The 16,185-nt window shown below is 71.5% G+C and carries 14 protein-coding genes; 8 read left to right on the top strand and 6 right to left on the bottom strand.

From position 1 onward, the window contains the following. Positions 1-38: 38 nt before the first annotated feature. The 3 genes from ACIGDI_RS16605 to ACIGDI_RS16595 all read left to right on the top strand — a co-directional run bounded on the left by ACIGDI_RS16605 (position 39) and on the right by ACIGDI_RS16595 (position 5,371). The gene (locus tag ACIGDI_RS16605) at positions 39-3,083 is read left to right on the top strand and encodes an alpha-mannosidase (RefSeq protein ID WP_399896576.1); all 3,045 of its coding nucleotides are present in this window, start codon (positions 39-41) and stop codon (positions 3,081-3,083) included. Positions 3,084-3,086: 3 nt separating this feature from the next. Beyond that, positions 3,087-4,337, top strand: a complete 1,251-nt coding sequence (locus tag ACIGDI_RS16600) for an alpha-L-fucosidase (protein WP_399896573.1) — start codon at positions 3,087-3,089, stop codon at positions 4,335-4,337. Positions 4,338-4,540: 203 nt separating this feature from the next. Then, positions 4,541-5,371, top strand: a complete 831-nt coding sequence (locus ACIGDI_RS16595; protein ID WP_399896570.1) for a sulfotransferase family protein — start codon at positions 4,541-4,543, stop codon at positions 5,369-5,371. Positions 5,372-5,381: 10 nt separating this feature from the next. Here ACIGDI_RS16595 and ACIGDI_RS16590 read toward each other — a convergent pair whose 3' ends face one another. Both ACIGDI_RS16590 and ACIGDI_RS16585 read right to left on the bottom strand, forming a co-directional pair. Further along, complete coding sequence (locus tag ACIGDI_RS16590; RefSeq protein WP_399896567.1) at positions 5,382-7,067, bottom strand: carbohydrate binding domain-containing protein; 1,686 nt, start codon at positions 7,065-7,067, stop codon at positions 5,382-5,384. Positions 7,068-7,212: 145 nt separating this feature from the next. After that, positions 7,213-8,358 (bottom strand): ATP-grasp domain-containing protein, encoded by a 1,146-nt coding sequence (locus tag ACIGDI_RS16585; protein WP_399896564.1) that lies wholly within the window; start codon positions 8,356-8,358, stop codon positions 7,213-7,215. A 305-nt stretch (positions 8,359-8,663) separates the two neighbouring features. Here ACIGDI_RS16585 and ACIGDI_RS16580 point away from each other — a divergent pair, with 305 nt between their 5' ends. Then, complete coding sequence (locus ACIGDI_RS16580; protein ID WP_399896561.1) at positions 8,664-9,524, top strand: metallophosphoesterase family protein; 861 nt, start codon at positions 8,664-8,666, stop codon at positions 9,522-9,524. A gap of 147 nt (positions 9,525-9,671) precedes the next feature. After that, on the top strand, positions 9,672-10,355 hold the full coding sequence (locus ACIGDI_RS16575) for a 4'-phosphopantetheinyl transferase (protein WP_399896558.1): 684 nt from the start codon (positions 9,672-9,674) through the stop codon (positions 10,353-10,355). A gap of 29 nt (positions 10,356-10,384) precedes the next feature. Here ACIGDI_RS16575 and ACIGDI_RS16570 read toward each other — a convergent pair whose 3' ends face one another. Continuing rightward, on the bottom strand, positions 10,385-10,612 hold the full coding sequence (locus tag ACIGDI_RS16570) for a hypothetical protein (RefSeq protein ID WP_142144240.1): 228 nt from the start codon (positions 10,610-10,612) through the stop codon (positions 10,385-10,387). A 220-nt stretch (positions 10,613-10,832) separates the two neighbouring features. Between ACIGDI_RS16570 and ACIGDI_RS16565 the strand changes: the two genes are divergently transcribed. Next, positions 10,833-11,843 (top strand): alpha/beta fold hydrolase, encoded by a 1,011-nt coding sequence (locus ACIGDI_RS16565; RefSeq protein ID WP_399896554.1) that lies wholly within the window; start codon positions 10,833-10,835, stop codon positions 11,841-11,843. Positions 11,844-11,879: 36 nt separating this feature from the next. On the opposite strand, the gene ACIGDI_RS16560 is transcribed toward ACIGDI_RS16565, so the two are convergent. Beyond that, on the bottom strand, positions 11,880-12,533 hold the full coding sequence (locus tag ACIGDI_RS16560; protein ID WP_200704909.1) for a helix-turn-helix transcriptional regulator: 654 nt from the start codon (positions 12,531-12,533) through the stop codon (positions 11,880-11,882). Between the two features lie 224 nt (positions 12,534-12,757). On the opposite strand from ACIGDI_RS16560, the gene ACIGDI_RS16555 reads away from it, so the two are divergent. After that, entirely contained in the window at positions 12,758-13,420 is a 663-nt protein-coding gene (locus ACIGDI_RS16555; RefSeq protein ID WP_399896551.1) for a hypothetical protein, read from the top strand. 34 nt (positions 13,421-13,454) lie between these two features. Here the strand turns inward: ACIGDI_RS16555 and ACIGDI_RS16550 are convergent, their stop codons facing one another. Both ACIGDI_RS16550 and ACIGDI_RS16545 read right to left on the bottom strand, forming a co-directional pair. Beyond that, entirely contained in the window at positions 13,455-14,222 is a 768-nt protein-coding gene (locus ACIGDI_RS16550; protein ID WP_399896548.1) for a cache domain-containing protein, read from the bottom strand. A 47-nt stretch (positions 14,223-14,269) separates the two neighbouring features. After that, entirely contained in the window at positions 14,270-15,010 is a 741-nt protein-coding gene (locus ACIGDI_RS16545) for a FadR/GntR family transcriptional regulator (RefSeq protein WP_399896545.1), read from the bottom strand. A gap of 113 nt (positions 15,011-15,123) precedes the next feature. On the opposite strand from ACIGDI_RS16545, the gene ACIGDI_RS16540 reads away from it, so the two are divergent. Further along, the gene (locus ACIGDI_RS16540) at positions 15,124-16,161 is read left to right on the top strand and encodes an ABC transporter ATP-binding protein (protein ID WP_399896542.1); all 1,038 of its coding nucleotides are present in this window, start codon (positions 15,124-15,126) and stop codon (positions 16,159-16,161) included. The last annotated feature ends 24 nt before the right edge of the window (positions 16,162-16,185 follow it).

Raw genomic sequence — 16,185 nt, 5'->3', positions numbered from 1 at the left:
CTCAGCCACTCCCTCCGCCGCCCTTCTGGAGACTCCTGATGCACGACGAACGCCGCCGGATCGAGGAGCGCGCCGAGCGCCTCCACACCCAGCGCATCAAGCCCGCGCTCTACGCGGCCACCGTCCCGATGACGGTCGAGGCCTGGCAGGCGCCGGGCGAGCCCGTCTCCTTCGAGGAGGCCGCCTCCCAGCGCTACGCGCCCTTCGCCATGGACACCCCGTGGGGCCCGCCGTGGGGCACGACCTGGTTCCGGATGAGCGGACAGGTGCCCGCCGAGTGGGCCGGCCGGCGCGTCGAGGCGGTCATCGACCTCGGCTTCGTCGGCGACTGGCCCGGCAACCAGGCCGAGGCCCTGGTCCACCTGCCCGACGGGCGCCCGCTGAAGGCGGTCAACCCGCTCAACCAGTACGTGCCCGTCGCCAACCCGGCACAGGGCGGCGAGCGGATCGACTACCTGGTCGAGGCCGCCTCCAACCCCGACATCCTCGCGAACAACTTCACCGCGCCGACCCCGCTGGGCGACGTCCGCACGGCCGGCGACAAGCCGCTGTACACCTTCCAGCGGGCCGACCTCGCCGTCCTCGACGAGGAGGTCTTCCACCTCGACCTCGACCTGCAGGTGCTGCGCGAGCTGATGGTGGAGCTCGGCGAGCACGACCCGCGCCGGCACGAGATCCTGCACGCCCTCGACCGCTCCCTGGACCTGCTCGACCTGGACGACGTCGCCGGCTCGGCCGCCGCCGTGCGCGAGGCCCTGCGGCCGGTGCTGTCCAAGCCCGCCAACGCCAGCGCCCACGTCATCTCCGGCGTCGGCCACGCCCACATCGACTCCGCCTGGCTGTGGCCCATCAGGGAGACCAAGCGCAAGACCTCCCGCACCTTCTCCAACGTCACCGCCCTGGCCGACGAGTACGAGGAGTTCGTCTTCGCCTGCTCGCAGGCCCAGCAGTACGAGTGGGTGCGCGACAACTACCCGCACGTGTGGGCCCGCATCCAGGAGTCGGTGAAGAAGGGCCAGTGGGCGCCGGTCGGCGGCATGTGGGTGGAGTCCGACGGCAACCTGCCCGGCGGCGAGGCGATCGCCCGCCAGCTCGTCCACGGCAAGCGGTTCTTCATCGAGCACTTCGGCATCGAGACCAAGGGCGTCTGGCTGCCCGACTCCTTCGGCTACAACGCCGCCTACCCGCAGCTCGCCAAGCTCGCCGGCAACGAGTGGTTCCTCACCCAGAAGATCTCCTGGAACCAGACCAACACCTTCCCCCACCACACCTTCTGGTGGGAGGGCATCGACGGCACCCGCATCTTCACCCACTTCCCGCCGGTCGACACCTACAACGCCCGCTTCAGCGGCGAGGAGATGGCCCGCGCGGTCCGCAACTACGCCGAGAAGGGCAACGCCACCCGCTCGCTGGCCCCCTTCGGCTGGGGCGACGGCGGTGGCGGCCCCACCCGCGAGATCATGGAGCGGGCCCGCCGGCTGGCCGACCTGGAGGGCTCGCCCAAGGTCGTCGTCGAGCACCCGGACGAGTTCTTCGCCAAGGCCCGCGAGGAGTACCCGGACGCCCCGGTCTGGGTCGGCGAGCTCTACCTGGAGCTGCACCGCGCCACCTACACCTCGCAGGCCCGCACCAAGCAGGGCAACCGGCGCAGTGAACACAAGCTCCGCGAGGCCGAGTTGTGGGCGACCACCGCCGCGCTGCACGCACCGGGCTACGCCTACCCGTACCAGAAGCTGGACCGGCTGTGGAAGACGGTCCTGCTGCACCAGTTCCACGACATCCTGCCGGGCTCGTCCATCGCCTGGGTGCACCGCGAGGCGGAGGCCGAATACGCGCGCGTGGCCGAGGAGTTGGAGGCGCTGACCGCCGAGGCCGTCGCCGCGCTGGGAGAGGGCGGCACCCGGGTGTTCAACACCAGCCCCTTCGACCGCGCCGAGGTCATCCGTACGGCGACCGGCTTCCCGACGTTCGTCGAGGTGCCGGCCAACGGCAGCGCGCCGGTCGCGGCGGCCGAACCCCCGGCCCCGGTCACGGTCGAGGGCCGGGTCCTCGACAACGGCCTGGTCCGGGTCGAGGTCGCCGAGGACGGCACCCTGGCCTCCGTCCGCGACCTGCGCGCCGGCGGCCGCGAGGTCCTCGCCGAGGCGGGCAACCTGCTGCGCCTGCACACCGACCTCCCCAACTACTGGGACGCCTGGGACGTCGACAAGCACTACAGGAACCGCTACACGGACCTGCTCGACGCCGACTCCGTGGAGATCGTCGACGACGACCCGCTGCTCGGCTCGATCCGCGTCACGCGCTCCTTCGGCAAGGGTTCGAAGATCGTCCAGACGATCACGCTGCGCGCCGGCAGCCCCCGGATCGACTTCGAGACGGACATCGACTGGCACGAGGCGGAGAAGTTCCTCAAGGCCGGCTTCCCGGTCGACATCCGCGCCCCGCACTCCTCCGCCGAGATCCAGTTCGGCCACATCCAGCGGCCCACCCACACCAACACCAGCTGGGAGGCGGCCCGTTTCGAGGTCTCCGGCCACCGCTGGGTGCACATCGCCGAACCCGGCTACGGCGTCGCCGTCATCAACGACTCCACCTACGGCCACGACGTCTCCCGCACGGTCCGCGAGGACGGCGGTACGACGACCACGGTCCGCCTCAGCCTGGTCCGCGCCCCGCGCATCCCGGACCCGGGCGCCGACCAGGGCCGCCACCGTCTCACCTACTCCCTGCTGCCCGGCGCGAGCATCGAGGACGCGGTGGCCGAGGGCTACGCCCTCAACCTGCCGCTGCGGGTGGCCGATTCGGCGGGCGTGCCGGAACCGGTGGTCTCGGTCGACGGCGAGGGCGTCACCGTCGAGGCCGTGAAGCTGGCCGACGACGAGTCCGGTGACGTCGTCGTCCGGCTCTACGAGTCCCGCGGCGGCCGCGCGACCGGCGTCCTGCGCACCGGCTTCCCGCCGGCCGGCGCCCAGGTGACCGACCTGCTGGAGCGCCCCCTGGAGGACGCGGAGGTCGTCGACGGTGGCATCCGGGTCTCCCTGCGCCCCTTCCAGATCCTGACGCTCCGGCTGCGGCGGGGCTGACCCATGGCGATGCAACCGTGGTTCACCGACGCCAAGTTGGGCATCTTCGTGCACTGGGGCATCTACGCCGTTGACGGCGTCCAGGAATCCTGGTCGTTCTACGACGACGTCGTGCCGCACGAGCGGTACATGTCCCAGCTGGAGCGGTTCAAGGGCGCTCGCTACGACCCGAAGGCGTGGGCGGACCTGTTCGCCCGCGCCGGGGCGCGGTACGCGGTGCTGACGAGCCGTCACCACGACGGCGTGGCCCTGTGGGACACCGCGTACGGCGACCTCCACCTCGGAAAGGACTACCTCGGCCCCTACGCCGAGGCCCTGCGCGACAAGGGCCTCAAGGTCGGGCTCTACTACTCCCACTCCGACTGGAACCACCCCGACTACGCCTCCACGCGCAAGCCGGGCCGCCCGCCGGAGCAGGAGGACAACCGCTACTCCGAAGTGGCGGCCGAGGACGAGGACCTGGCGGCCTGGGAGCGCTTCATCGCCTACCGGGACGGCCAGGTCCGCGAGCTGGCCTCCCGCTACCGTCCCGACCTGATGTGGTTCGACGGCGAGTGGGAGCGCAGCGAGGAGCAGTGGCGGATCCCCGAGCTGGCCGCGCTGGTCCGGTCGTACGTCCCCGACGTCGTCTTCAACGCCCGCATGCTCGGCGAGGGCGACTACGCGACGCCGGAACAGGGCGCGCCCGTCGTGCCGCCGCAGGGCCCCTGGGAGCTGTGCCTGACGATCAACGACTCGTGGGGGTACCAGCACCACGACCACAACCACAAGTCGCTCTCGCAGCTGATCCGCTACTTCACCGAGACGATCGGCGGGGGCGGCAACCTGCTGCTCGACGTCGGCCCGATGGAGGACGGCACCATCCCGCGGCCGCAGGTCGAGCGGCTGGAGGGGCTGGGGGAGTGGATCCGCCGGCACGCGGAGGCGGTCCACGGCACGGTGCGCGGCCTGCCCGCCGGGCACCACTACGGGCCCAGCACCCTCTCGGCCGACCGCCGCACCCTCTACCTCACCCTCTTCGACGTCCCGCGCGCCGAGATCGGGGTACGGGGGCTGGCCACCGAGGTGCGTCGGGTGAGGGTGGTCGGCAGCGGCACCGAGCTCGGCCACCGGGTCGTCGGCGGCCTGCACGAGGCGGTCGGCGTGCTGTGGATCGACCCGCCGTCGGCGGCCGACCTCGACCCGTACGCCACCGTGCTCGCCGTCGAACTGGACGGAGAGCTGGAGCTGTACCGGGGGTCGGGCCGGTCCTGATTTCCATCGAATCTTAAGAAAGCGGTAAAAGCCCTGGTCGCAGACGCCTCGTGGAGGTCTGCGACCAGGGCCGTTCTTCTGCGCGACACCTGGGGTTCGCCCGCCCCCTTTGGGATGCGGACCAACGGCGAGAAAGAGGTGTCAGCGTGCGTGACCGGCGTATATCGGCGATACGGAAGGGCCTGAGGCGGCGGGGGAGGCTGATGGCACAGGCCGTGAGCCCGCCGCGGCGGACACTCGACGCCATCCCGTCCCCGCGCGCCACGGAACCGTCTTACACGGCGCCGCCCGCCCCGCGCCTGGTGGAGTCCCCGGTCTTCGTGCTGTCCTCGGTGCGCTCCGGCTCGACCCTGCTCAGGGTCCTGCTCAACAGCCACAGCCGCGTCCGCGCCCCGCACGAGATGCACCTGCGCACCCTGCACGTCCACCTCTCCCGCGCGTTCACCGCGGACGCGATGGAGGCACTCCGACTCGACAAGGACGAGCTCGAACACCTGCTGTGGGACCGGGTGCTGCACCTCGAACTCACCCGCAGCGGCAAGGACGTCATCGTCGACAAGACCCCTCCCAACACCCTCATCTGGCCGCGCCTGCACCGATGTTGGCCCGGAGCCCGCTACATCCTGCTGCTGCGCCACCCCGCCGCCGTCATCGCCTCCCTGACCGACCGCCGCACCGACCCCGACCACGGGGCCATCCGCGCCGAGGTCCTCGGCTACGCCGAGAAGCTGGAGGAGGCACGGCGGAACCTGGACGCGCACGTCCTGCGGTACGAGGACCTCACCGCCGACCCCGAGAGAGCGACCCGCGCCCTGTGCGGCTACCTCGGCGTCGAGTGGGAGCCCGCGATGCTCGACTACGGCGGCAAGGACCACGGTACCTTCCGCCCCCAGCTCGGCGACTGGTCGAAGACCATCAGGTCGGGCCGCGTCCAGCCCGCCCGGACCGCTACCGCCGAGACCGAACTGCCGCCTCGGCTGGCGGAGTTGACGAAGGCGTGGGGGTATCCGGTCGGGACACCCCCACGCCGTTGACACGATCGGCTCAGCCGGTGAAGCCGGCCGTGATCGAGGTGAACTGCCAGTTGTTCTGGCTGATGCCGGAGCAGTTGCTCACCACGCCGCCGCCCGGGCACGGCCGGTCGCGGTTGACCGACCAGAAGGCGAGCCGCGCGATGTGGTGGGAGTTGGACCAGTCCTTGATCTGGGTCCAGATCGCCGGAGTGGTGTTCTCCTGCTGGTCGGACAGGCCGTTCATGCCGGAGATGCCGATGTGCGCGTAGGCGGTCGCGTCGTCCCAGCCGAACGTCGACTTCAGCTTCGCCTTCAGGCCCTCGGCCGCGTTCACGGTGTTGCCGTACATGTCCGAGCCGCCGCCGAAGTCGAACGGCATGATGGTGAAGACGTCGATGTTCGCGCCGAGCGACTGGGCCTGCTCGATGAGCCGGTTGCCGTAGTACGTCGGCCCGGTGGTGGACGTCCCGAAGGTGACGATCGTCTTCAGACCGGGGTTGTTGGCCTTGACCGTCTTCAGCGCGGTCAGGATCTTCGCCTGCACGGCCTCGTTCTCGAACTCGTCCGTGTTCTCGATGTCCATGTCGACGGCCTTGAGACCGTAGGCGTCGATCACCTTCTGGATGGCCCCGGCGAGCGCGCTCGCGGAGGAGCAGTTGGCGCCGAGCTTGCTGCCCTGCCAGCCGCCGAACGACGGCACGATGTCACCGCCGGCGGAACGGATCTGGTTGATGGCGGTCTGGTCGACGCCGCCGGTCAGCGCCCGGCTGCCGTCCCAGGCCGGCGTGCAGCCGCCGGAGTCCAGCACGAACGCCATCGTGAACCACTTGACGCCGGTCGCGCTCATCACCGTCGACGGGTTCGGCGGATCGCCCCAGCCCTCGTACAGGTACGGCGCGGCCTGCTTGAAGCCGGTCCCGCCCCCGCCGCCCGCGTCGGTCGTCACGCTCACGGAGTTGGAGGCGCCGGAGGTGTTCCCGGCCGCGTCCCGCGCCTTGACGGTGAAGGTGTAGGCCGTGCTGGGCGAGAGCCCGCTGACCGTCGCGGACGTGCCGGAGACGGAGAGCACGTTGTTGGAGCCGCTGTAGATGTCGTAGGCCGTGACGCCGACGTTGTCGGTCGAGGCGTTCCACTTCAGCGACACGCTCGACGAGGTCTTGCCCGTGGAGGTCAGCCCGGTGGGCGTGCTGGGCGCCTGGGTGTCGCCGCCTCCGCCCCCGCCGGGGCCGTCAAGGCTGATGTCGTCGGCGTAGTAGGTTCCCTGCGCGTACCAGCCGTGCACGTAGATCTGCGCGCTGGTCTGCGAGGCGCCGGTGGTGAACGAGACGCTCAACTGGCTGTACGCCGACGGTGAGGTGGTCCAGGTCGACGCACCGCCGTTGACGCCCAGGTAGACGTAGGAGCCGCGCACCCAGCCGCTGAGCGAGTACGTGGTGTTCGGCTGCACCGACACGGTCTGGGTGCACTGCGCGTTGTCGCTGTCGGTCACCGCGCCCTGCAGCGCCTTGGAGCCGCCGTGCACGGGTGAGGAGACGACCGAGCCGAGGTTCCCGGTGCAGGTCCAGGGGGACAGGCTGCCGGACTCGAAGCCGGGGTTGGTCAGGATGTTGGCCGCCTGGGCCGTGCCCGGCAGGGCGATGGCTCCGGCGAGCGCGAGAGCGGCGGAGCCGACCAGGGCGAGGAGCCGGTGTCTGGAACGTCTGAGTGTGTTGCGCACGCGATCTCCCTGGAGGAATGGGGGTGTTCGGGAGTGCAGAGAGAAGAGCAGGGGTGTGCGCAACCAAGTTGGTCTGGACCAGTCACGGTGTCAAGATGCTGAGCCATGATTGGTCCAGACCGGTGGGGTGTGGTCCGGGTAAGGCCTAGGCCGGTGCGATGGCCCGGCCGACCGTCTCGGACGGTGTGACCTCGATCGGCTCCGTCGTCTGCGCGGGCACCGCCGGCAGCAGCGTCCCGGGCTCCTCGGCCCGCTGCTGCGGAAGGGAGACGGCACGCAGCGGCCGCGGCCCCGACACCACCGTGTAGTCCTGCCCCAGGAACGGCGGCGCCATCTCGCCCGGGTCCTCCCCGAGCGCCAACTGCACTGCTGCCCAAGGGGCGTTGACCCCGCACAGCGACAGCTGGTGCAGCCCGCCCGCGGGCCGCGTGTTGACGTCCATCAGCACCGGGCGGTCACCGAACATCCGGAACTGGATGTTGGACAGGTAGTGCAGACCGAACCCCTCCGCGATCCGCCGCGCCGGCTCCAGCCACTGCTCGTTGAGCGTGAACCCGCGCCGACGGCCGTTCTTCGTACGGCCGATGGCCAGCCGTACCCGGTTGTCCGGCCCGGTCAGGCAGTCCACCGACACCTCCGGCTGCTCCAGCCGCGGCATCACCAGCCAGTCCACCGGCTCGTCGCTGTCCTTGAGCGCGGAGACGACCAGGTCCATGGGTACGTACGGGCTCGGGAACCCGGTCAGGTGCGACATCGCGAAGGGCGTGCGCGTGATCACACGGAAGCCCACCCCGCCCGCACCGGACGCCGGCTTGAAGCACGCCTTGTGCCCGGCCGCCTCCAACTCCTCGACGGCGGCGACGAGTTCGTCGACCCCACGGACGCGCCACCACGGCGGCACCGGCACGCCGATCGCCTGCACGGCCTCGTAGGCGATCACCTTGTCCTCGAAGACGGCCACGGCCTCCGGCGGCGGCGCCAGCAGCGCCGTGCCGACCGCCTCGAACTCCGCACGGTGCGCCACGATCGCCGACTGCTCCAGCCGGGGCACGAACACGTCGATGCCGCGGCGCCGGCACTGGGCGAGCGCGTACTCGACGTACGCGGCGGAGGACAGGCCCTCCGGCTCCAGGTCGGCGGTGTCGGCGGCGGCCAGCACGGGCGAGTCGGCGTCACCGTGCGTCGCATGGATCTCGACCGCGCGATCGCTCGGATTTCGCCGCAGCTGATCCATGAAGAACACGTTCTCCGCGTACGTGCGGTTGAGCCAGACGCGTACGCGAGAGACCATGCAAGCCGTCCTTTCACGGTTCGCGGGCAGGGCTGAGCAGCCCGTGCCCGGGCAGGGGAGATGGAGGGTCACCAAACCGCCCCTGTGAAGGGAATTTCGTAGCGGTGGTGGTGGGGCGATCATACGGCTTTCCCGGGGCTGCGCGTGCAACGCGCGTGTTACGGATCGGCCGCTCCCGCCCGGCCGGGCCGGCCCGCGCGGCGCCGGACCTGCGCACGGCCGCGCAAGCCGCCTTGTCCGGGCGCCCTGAATATGGTCCCGTTGGTCTGGTCCGGAAGCGGTACAGGGCGCGGAGGGGGCGAGAGGTGACGTCGACGGCCGAGGGTGCCGGGCAGCTGCTGGCCATCAGCGACCTGCACGTCGGATACCCGGAGAACCGGGCCCTGGTCGAGGCGATGCGCCCCGGGTCCGACGGCGACTGGCTGCTCGTCGCCGGCGACGTCTCGGAGATCGCCGCCGACATCCGCTGGGCGCTGAAGACCCTGGCGAGCCGGTTCGCCAAGGTGATCTGGGTGCCGGGCAACCACGAACTGTGGACCCATCCGAAGGACCCCGTCGGGCTGCGCGGTGTCGCCCGCTACGAGCACCTCGTCGAGATGTGCCGCGACCTGGGCGTCACGACCCCTGAGGACCCCTACCCCGTCTGGGACGGCCCCGGCGGACCCGTGGCCGTCGCACCGCTCTTCTTCCTGTACGACTACTCGTTCCTGCCGGCCGGCTGTGCCACCAAGGACGAGGGACTGGCCTACGCGCACGGCACCGGCATCGTCTGCAACGACGAGTACCTCCTGCATCCCGACCCCTACCCGTCCCGGGAGGCCTGGTGCCGGGCCCGGGTCGCCGAGACCGAACGCCGGCTCGCCGCCCTCCCGGACGACCTGCCCACCGTCCTCGTCAACCACTACCCCCTGGACCGGCACCCCTGCGACGTCCTGTGGCACCCGGAGTTCGCCATGTGGTGCGGCACCGGGCTGACCGCCGGCTGGCACCGCCGCTTCCGCGTGGAGACCATGGTCTACGGCCATCTGCACATCCCCCGGACGACCTGGCACGACGGCGTCCGCTTCGAGGAGGTCTCCGTCGGATACCCACGGGAGTGGCGCGAGCGGTCGCAGCCACCGGGAAGGCTGCGGCGGGTGCTGTCGCCGGCCGACGGCGCCGGGTGAACGCGGTGGTCGGTGCCGGGTGCTCCGGGAGGCCGACGGGAAGGGCAGGGGAACGGGGACGGCTACGGATCTGGGTGGTGGCTGCCGGATGATGGATCCTGCGGGCGCACCATGTGGTCGGTGCCGGACGAGGGAGGTCGGGGTCGGGTGATCGAGGAGCTGCTGCCGAACGAGGTGGTGGTCGTGGAGGCGCACGGTGACGACGGCGCCGAGCCCGGACAGCTGTTCCCCGAGGAGGCCGAGGTCGTCAAACGGGCGGTGGACAAGCGCCGCCGCGAGTTCGCCCTGGTCCGCACCTGTGCCCGCCGCGCCATGGAGAAGCTCGGCGTGCCGCCGCAGCCCCTGGTGCCCGGCGAACGCGGAGCGCCCCGCTGGCCCGCGGGCCTGGCCGGCAGCATGACCCACTGCGACGGCTACGCCGCCGCGGCCGTCGTCCGCGCCACCGACCTGGCCTCCATAGGCATCGACGCCGAACCCGACCAGCCCCTCCCGGACGGTGTGCTGGACGCCGTGTTCCTGCCGGGGGAGACTGCCCGGCTGCGCCGCCTGGCCGAGGAGCGTCCCGAGGTGCACTGGGACCGGCTCCTGTTCAGCGCCAAGGAGTCCGTCTACAAGGCGTGGTTCCCGCTCACCGGCCGCTGGCTGGACTTCGGCGAGGCCGACATCGAGGTGCTCGTCGGCTCCGGCCGGCCGCGGCACGGCGGCTTCCGCGCCGAACTCCTCGTCCCCGGGCCCGTGGTGGGCGGTCGCAGGCTCGGGCACTTCGAGGGCCGCTGGACCGTGCAGCGGGGGCTCGTGGCGACGGCGGTGTCGGTCCCGCACACCGCCTGAGCCCCCGTCGGCGATCTCGTCCTACGGCTTCACGGCTCGGGGCACCAGCTCTGCAGCAGCCGGAAGAACTCCTCCTCGTTCCCCGTGAGTCCCGCCGCCGCGAGCGCCTGCTCCGCCTCGGCGAGCACGGACGGCGGTACCACGGGTGGTCGGACCTCGCCGGGCGGACCGTCGAAGGCGGCTCGTACGGTGTGCAACAGCCGCAGGTAGGCCTGGACGGCGGTGCGCTCGCGGTCGGTCAGTACAGCAGTCGGCATCGTCGGCTCTCCCCGCGTCGGCGTCATCGGTCACGCATTCACTCGAGTGCGTGTGTCCAGCTTGCCGTCCGCCACTGACAACGGGGTTCGAGCACGCTCCGGTTCGCCCGCTTAGCGGAGGCGAAACGTCCTCGAAATCCCTTGTGGGAAAGCGGTTCTACGCTGGAGAGCGAGGGCTTTCGGCCGCTTCCGGGCGGCCCCTGGCAGGGGAGGTGTGCGCGTGGTCGACGTCCCGCACCCGCGCCCGGTACGCGCCGTACGGCTGCGCTCGGTGCGCGACGGTGAACTTCAGCTGCGGTACCGCGTGGTGCACGGGTACCGGCGTGCCTTCCGCATGGCGGGACAGGGGCCGGCGCTGGTACTCATCCACGGGATCGGCGACTCCTCGGCCACCTGGGCCGAACTGATCCCCGATCTCGCCCGTACCCACACGGTCATCGCGCCCGACCTGCTCGGACACGGGGACTCGGACAAGCCCCGGGCGGACTATTCGGTGGCCGCGTACGCGAACGGCGTGCGCGATCTGCTCACCACGCTCGGCATCGAGTCGGCGACGCTGGTGGGGCATTCCCTGGGCGGGGGAGTGGCGATGCAGTTCGCCTACCAGTTCCCCGAGCGGACCGAGCGGTTGATCCTGGTCAGCGCGGGCGGAGTGGGCAGGGAGGTCAACCCGGTCCTGCGGTTCGTGTCGTTGCCGGGGGCCCATCTGGCGCTCTCCGCCCTGCGACTGCCGGGAATGCGGTTGCAAGTGGGGGCCGCGGTGCGGCTGATGAGACTGCTGGACACCGATCTCGGACAGGACGCCTCCGAACTGCTCACGCTGGTGGACGCGCTGCCGGACGAGACGTCCCGGAACGCGTTCATCCGCACGCTGCGGGCGGTGGTCGACTGGCGGGGGCAGGTGGTGACCATGCTCGACCGGTGCTACCTGACGCAGGGCATGCCGACCATGCTGCTGTGGGGCGACCGCGACAGTGTGGTGCCGGTGCGGCACGCCCATCGGGCGCACGAGGCGATGCCGGGAAGCCGGCTGGAGATCTTCGAGGGGGCCGGGCACTTCCCGTTCCACAGCGACCCGGGGCGGTTCGTGGCGCTCGTCGAGGAGTTCACTGAGGGCACCGAGGCGGCGGACTGGAGCCGGGAGCGGTGGCGGGAGCTGCTGGTCGGCGGAGGCCAGGGGCGCGGTGTGGAGCGGGGGTTGCGGGAGGCGAGCGAGCGCAGCGCCACGTGACGGCGGTCCGGGCCGCCGTCCCCGGGCGGGACGGCGTCAGCCCTCGGGCCGCTTGATGCCCTCCAGGAGCATGTCCAGCCACTCCGCCACCTTGTCGCGGTGCTGGTCGGTGGGGAGTTGGGCGGCCCGCCAGGCGATGCCGCGGACGCCGTGGTCCTGCAGCAGCTTCTCCAGGGGGTCCGCCGCTGCGGCGGCCTCGTCGCGTTCGGCCAGCTTCTGCAGGAGTTCCTGTTCGGTGCCCTGCAGCGCGGTGGTGAGGGCCTCGGGGTCCTCCGCGGTGAGGAAGCCGGCGTGGACGCGGAAGAAGCGCTGGATGGCGTCGCAGTGCTCCATGGTGGGGCGGCGGTCGCCGTTGATCAGGGCCCCGGCCTGCTGACGTGACATGCCCGCGCCGTCGGCGATCTCCTGCTGGGTGTACTTGCGGCCGTTGGGCTTCAGACGGGTACGGCGCAGCAGGTCCAGGCGCTGCAGGAAGCGGGCCTGGACGTCCGGTTCGCCTGCCGGGCGGCCGCCCAGGAGGGCCCTGACGACGGGTTCGGGAACGCCGGAGGCGACCGAGAGGCGGCGGGTGTCGAAGATCTCCGTGTGCGGCTCGCCGAGCCGGTCGGCGAGCGTGCCGACGCGAGCGACGACTGCCGAGAGCGCGGCGGTCGCCGGCGTGGTGCCCGGAGCCTCGAAGCCGTCCGTCACCGACAGATCTCCTACGTTTCCCAACAGGATTCTCACAAGCGGTTGCCGTGAACTCGACGGACATTACCGGGAGTTTCGAACTCACATCCAGGTCTCGCCACAACTGTGGCCGGTTTCGGCCGTCAACGGGCACGAAATGCCACGATAGTTGACACCACTCGCGTCCGGGCCGCAGGATCAAGGCGCCGCGTGAAGGCCGCATAGGCAAGAGGGGTGACCTCCCGATGGCACATCAGGCAGGAGGGCGGCGGCCGGCACCGCGGCCCGTCCCCGACAGTCTTGAGGCCCAGGCGTATCTGCAGGACTACGCCACCCTCCTGGACGCCGTCCCCTTTCCGTCCGTCGTTCTCGACCACCGGTGGGACGTCGTCCTCTCCAACAACGCTTTCGCGTCACTTTTCGGTGGGGTGGGTCCGCACCCGACGGCCATGCCCGGCGAGAACTTCCTGCGGTTCGTGCTGTTCCACCCCGACGCGGGGACCGTGCTCGGCGAGCACGAGTCGAGCTGGTGCCTGCCCATGCTGGCCCACTTCGCGGCCGCCGTGGAGCGGTACGGCCATGACCACGGTCTGCAGGCCATCCGCCGGGACATCGCCCAGGACCCCATCATGGACGCCGCCTACCGGCAGGGGCTGCCCCACTGGATGAGCGCCGTGGGGGAGCGGGCCGTGGAGCACGACGGCGCCGTACGGCCCCTGCTCCACCCCGATCCGCGCTGGGGTGCCACCGACTGCCGGGTCGTCGACGAGACGCCTCGGACGCTACGGGAGTTGGGTTACACGCGGCTGACGCTGGTGCTGCGGGAGTCCCGGCGCGACCGTCCGCGGTCCCGCAGGGCGCGGCCGGCGGGCGCGCACCTGCGGGTGGTGCCGGCCGCCGAGCGCTGACCTGACCCCGCCGGCGTTCAGGTCGCCGACGGTGTCATGTCAGCGGTCGGTGCGTCACCAGGACGAGCGGCACGCCTCCGCAGGGCACGAGGCGTGTTCCGCCGGCCGTCGTCGGCCGCCGCCGCTCCAGTACGGCGGCGAAGTCCGGGCCCTTGGTGAGGGACCCGGCCAGATGCGCCGGGTCCGCGGAGGCCGCCACCCGGCCGCGCGCGTTGACCAGGTGCGCCGGGCGGGGCAGCCGCCGTAGGAGGGGCAGCACGGCCGCCTCGAAGTGCCGCAGGTACACGTCGGCGGCGGCGACCCCGGCGAACCGGCCCTCCAGCTCGACCGGCGCGGACAGCGTGAGGCTGTACTCGTCGGAGCAGAGGTAGTCGACGTACGGTCCGGCCACCGCGCGCTCGCCGGTGTCGCGGGGCAGGGCGAACCAGTCCCAGTGCGTGTAGTCGGCGTAGGCCGAGTGATCGGGGTCGAGGTCGAGCAGGAGCGGCCGGACGTCCCCCTGCGCGTCCGACTGCCACCACTCCAGCCAGGCCGGCACGTCGGTGAGCAGCCCCGGCGCGGCGACGAAGCCCACCCCGGACACCAGCTCCTGGCGGGCGAGCCGCGCGTGCAGGCCGGGGCGCAGGGCGGCGAGGTCCACGGTGGCGGGGCGGCGCCCCTCGGATGCCACCCGGGCCAGCAGGGCGGCCGTCTCGGAGCGGGTGGCGGAGACGGCCTCGAACACGTGCTCAAGGGCGGAGCCGACCCCGGCCGCGACCGACTCCTCCGCTGCCGTGCCGAGCGCCGTGGTCGCGAGCCTCATGCGCGCCCTCCAGCGGACGGTGACCGGACGCGGCGCGGCCAGGGGTTCTAGAGCGACAGGCGTACGGCGATGAGCCGCGTCGTCGACTCCTGGACGCACCGCTCGGCCAGCTGCCTGGCCGATTCGTGGGCCCCATCCTGCACGGCCGAGATTACGGCGCGGTGACGGTCCGCCACCTCTTCACGATATTCGTCGTCGCCCAGCACAAGGCACAGCAGTGCTCCGACCTCGGTCTGCAGGGCCACCTGCTCCCGGGTCAGGCGCGCAGACTGGGCGGCCGCGGCCAGTTCGACGTGGAAGCGGCCGTATACGCGGCTGCGCGCCGCAGCGTCCTCCGCGTGCGCCAACTCGTCCGCCGTACGCCGTAGTTGGAGGAGGTCGTCCGGTTCCGTGCGCTCGGCGGCGAGCCGTGCCGCCGTGCCCGACAGGGCCGCCCAGTGGTCGCCGAGGTCGCGCAGTTCGTCGGTGCTCCAGCCGCGCAGGCGGGCCTTGAGGCGCTCGTCGCCGGGGACCTCGGGCAGGGAGACGAAGGAGCCGCCGCCGCGCCCCCGGCGGGTGGTGACCAGGCCCTGCTGGCGCAGGGCCATGAGGGCTTCGCGCAGGGTCACGGTGGACACACCGAGCCGGCCGGCCAGCTCGGTCTCGCCGGGCAGCTGCTCGCCGTCGGCGAGCAGCCCGAGCTCGATGGCGTCGCCGATGCGCCGGACGACCGCGTCCACCCGCGCCCGGCTGTCGACCGGGGCGAACACGGCTCCGCGGGCGCCGCCGTCCGTCTGCTGCTGCTTCACCGCCACCACCTTGTGCGTTGACTGAAGCTTTACCCTAAGGGGGCCTTGAGCTTTGAACTATGACTTCATATCTTTCCGTGAAACGGTGAAGAGCGCCAGAAAGGTTCCCCTGCATGGAGGGAATTGCGGTCCGGCTGCGGGACCTGCGGAAGTCGTTCGGGGAGACCGTGGCCGTGGCCGGGGTCGACCTGGAGATCCGGGACGGCGAGTTCTTCTCGATGCTCGGACCGTCCGGGTCCGGCAAGACCACCGTCCTGCGGATGATCGCCGGGTTCGAGACCCCGACGGGCGGGAGCATCGAACTCGCCGGGCAGGAGGTCACGGGCCTCGCCCCCTTCGAGCGGGACGTGCACACCGTCTTCCAGGACTACGCCCTCTTCCCGCACATGAGCGTCGAGCAGAACGTCGCCTACCCCCTCAGGGTCCGCAAGGTCCCCAAGGCCGAACGGCTGGTGCGGGCGCGCAAGGCCCTCACCGAGGTCCGGCTGGAGGGCTTCGGCAAGCGGCGGCCGGCCCAGCTCTCCGGCGGCCAGCGCCAGCGCGTCGCCCTCGCCCGGGCCCTGGTGGGGCGGCCGCGGGTGCTGCTCCTCGACGAGCCGCTGGGCGCCCTCGACCTGAAGCTGCGCGAACAGATGCAGGTCGAGCTCAAGGCCCTGCAGCGCGAGGTCGGCATCACCTTCGTCTTCGTCACCCACGACCAGGAGGAGGCCCTGACGATGAGCGACCGCATCGCCGTCTTCAACCAGGGCCGCATCGAACAGGTCGGCGCCCCCGCGGAGATCTACGAACGCCCCGCGACGCCGTTCGTCGCCTCGTTCGTCGGCACCTCCAACCTGCTGGAGGGCGAGTCCGCGCAGCGGGTCGTCGGCACCCCGGGCATCTACAGCGTCCGCCCCGAGAAGATCCGCGTCCTGAAGGAGTCCGCCGAGTCCGACGAGCCGGAGCACACCACCGCCGTCGGCACCGTCGCCGAGGTCGTCTACCTCGGTGACGCCACCCGCTTCCTGGTCGACCTCGACGCCGGCGGCCGCCTCACCGCCCTCCAGCAGAACCTGGAGACGTCCGCCGAGGACGTGGCCGCCTACCGCGGCACCCGGGTGCGACTGCAGTGGCACCGCCGCCACACCGTCCCGGTACCGGAACACCCCTGATCCCGCTCCACCTCGATTGGGAGA

The sequence above is a fragment of the Streptomyces sp. NPDC085900 genome (assembly GCF_044540925.1).
GTDB lineage: Bacteria > Actinomycetota > Actinomycetes > Streptomycetales > Streptomycetaceae > Streptomyces > Streptomyces gilvifuscus.
This window is presented reverse-complemented; position numbering and strand designations above follow the sequence as displayed.

Bases quoted from the DNA above. Each gene is read 5' to 3' on its own strand.
- ACIGDI_RS16605 (WP_399896576.1), top strand. From the start codon at position 39: ATGCACGACGAACGCCGCCGGATCGAGGAGCGCGCCGAGCGCCTCCAC.
- ACIGDI_RS16600 (WP_399896573.1), top strand. From the start codon at position 3,087: ATGGCGATGCAACCGTGGTTCACCGACGCCAAGTTGGGCATCTTCGTG.
- ACIGDI_RS16595 (WP_399896570.1), top strand. From the start codon at position 4,541: ATGGCACAGGCCGTGAGCCCGCCGCGGCGGACACTCGACGCCATCCCG.
- ACIGDI_RS16585 (WP_399896564.1), bottom strand. From the start codon at position 8,358: ATGGTCTCTCGCGTACGCGTCTGGCTCAACCGCACGTACGCGGAGAAC.
- ACIGDI_RS16570 (WP_142144240.1), bottom strand. From the start codon at position 10,612: ATGCCGACTGCTGTACTGACCGACCGCGAGCGCACCGCCGTCCAGGCC.
- ACIGDI_RS16555 (WP_399896551.1), top strand. From the start codon at position 12,758: ATGGCACATCAGGCAGGAGGGCGGCGGCCGGCACCGCGGCCCGTCCCC.
- ACIGDI_RS16550 (WP_399896548.1), bottom strand. From the start codon at position 14,222: ATGAGGCTCGCGACCACGGCGCTCGGCACGGCAGCGGAGGAGTCGGTC.
- ACIGDI_RS16540 (WP_399896542.1), top strand. From the start codon at position 15,124: ATGGAGGGAATTGCGGTCCGGCTGCGGGACCTGCGGAAGTCGTTCGGG.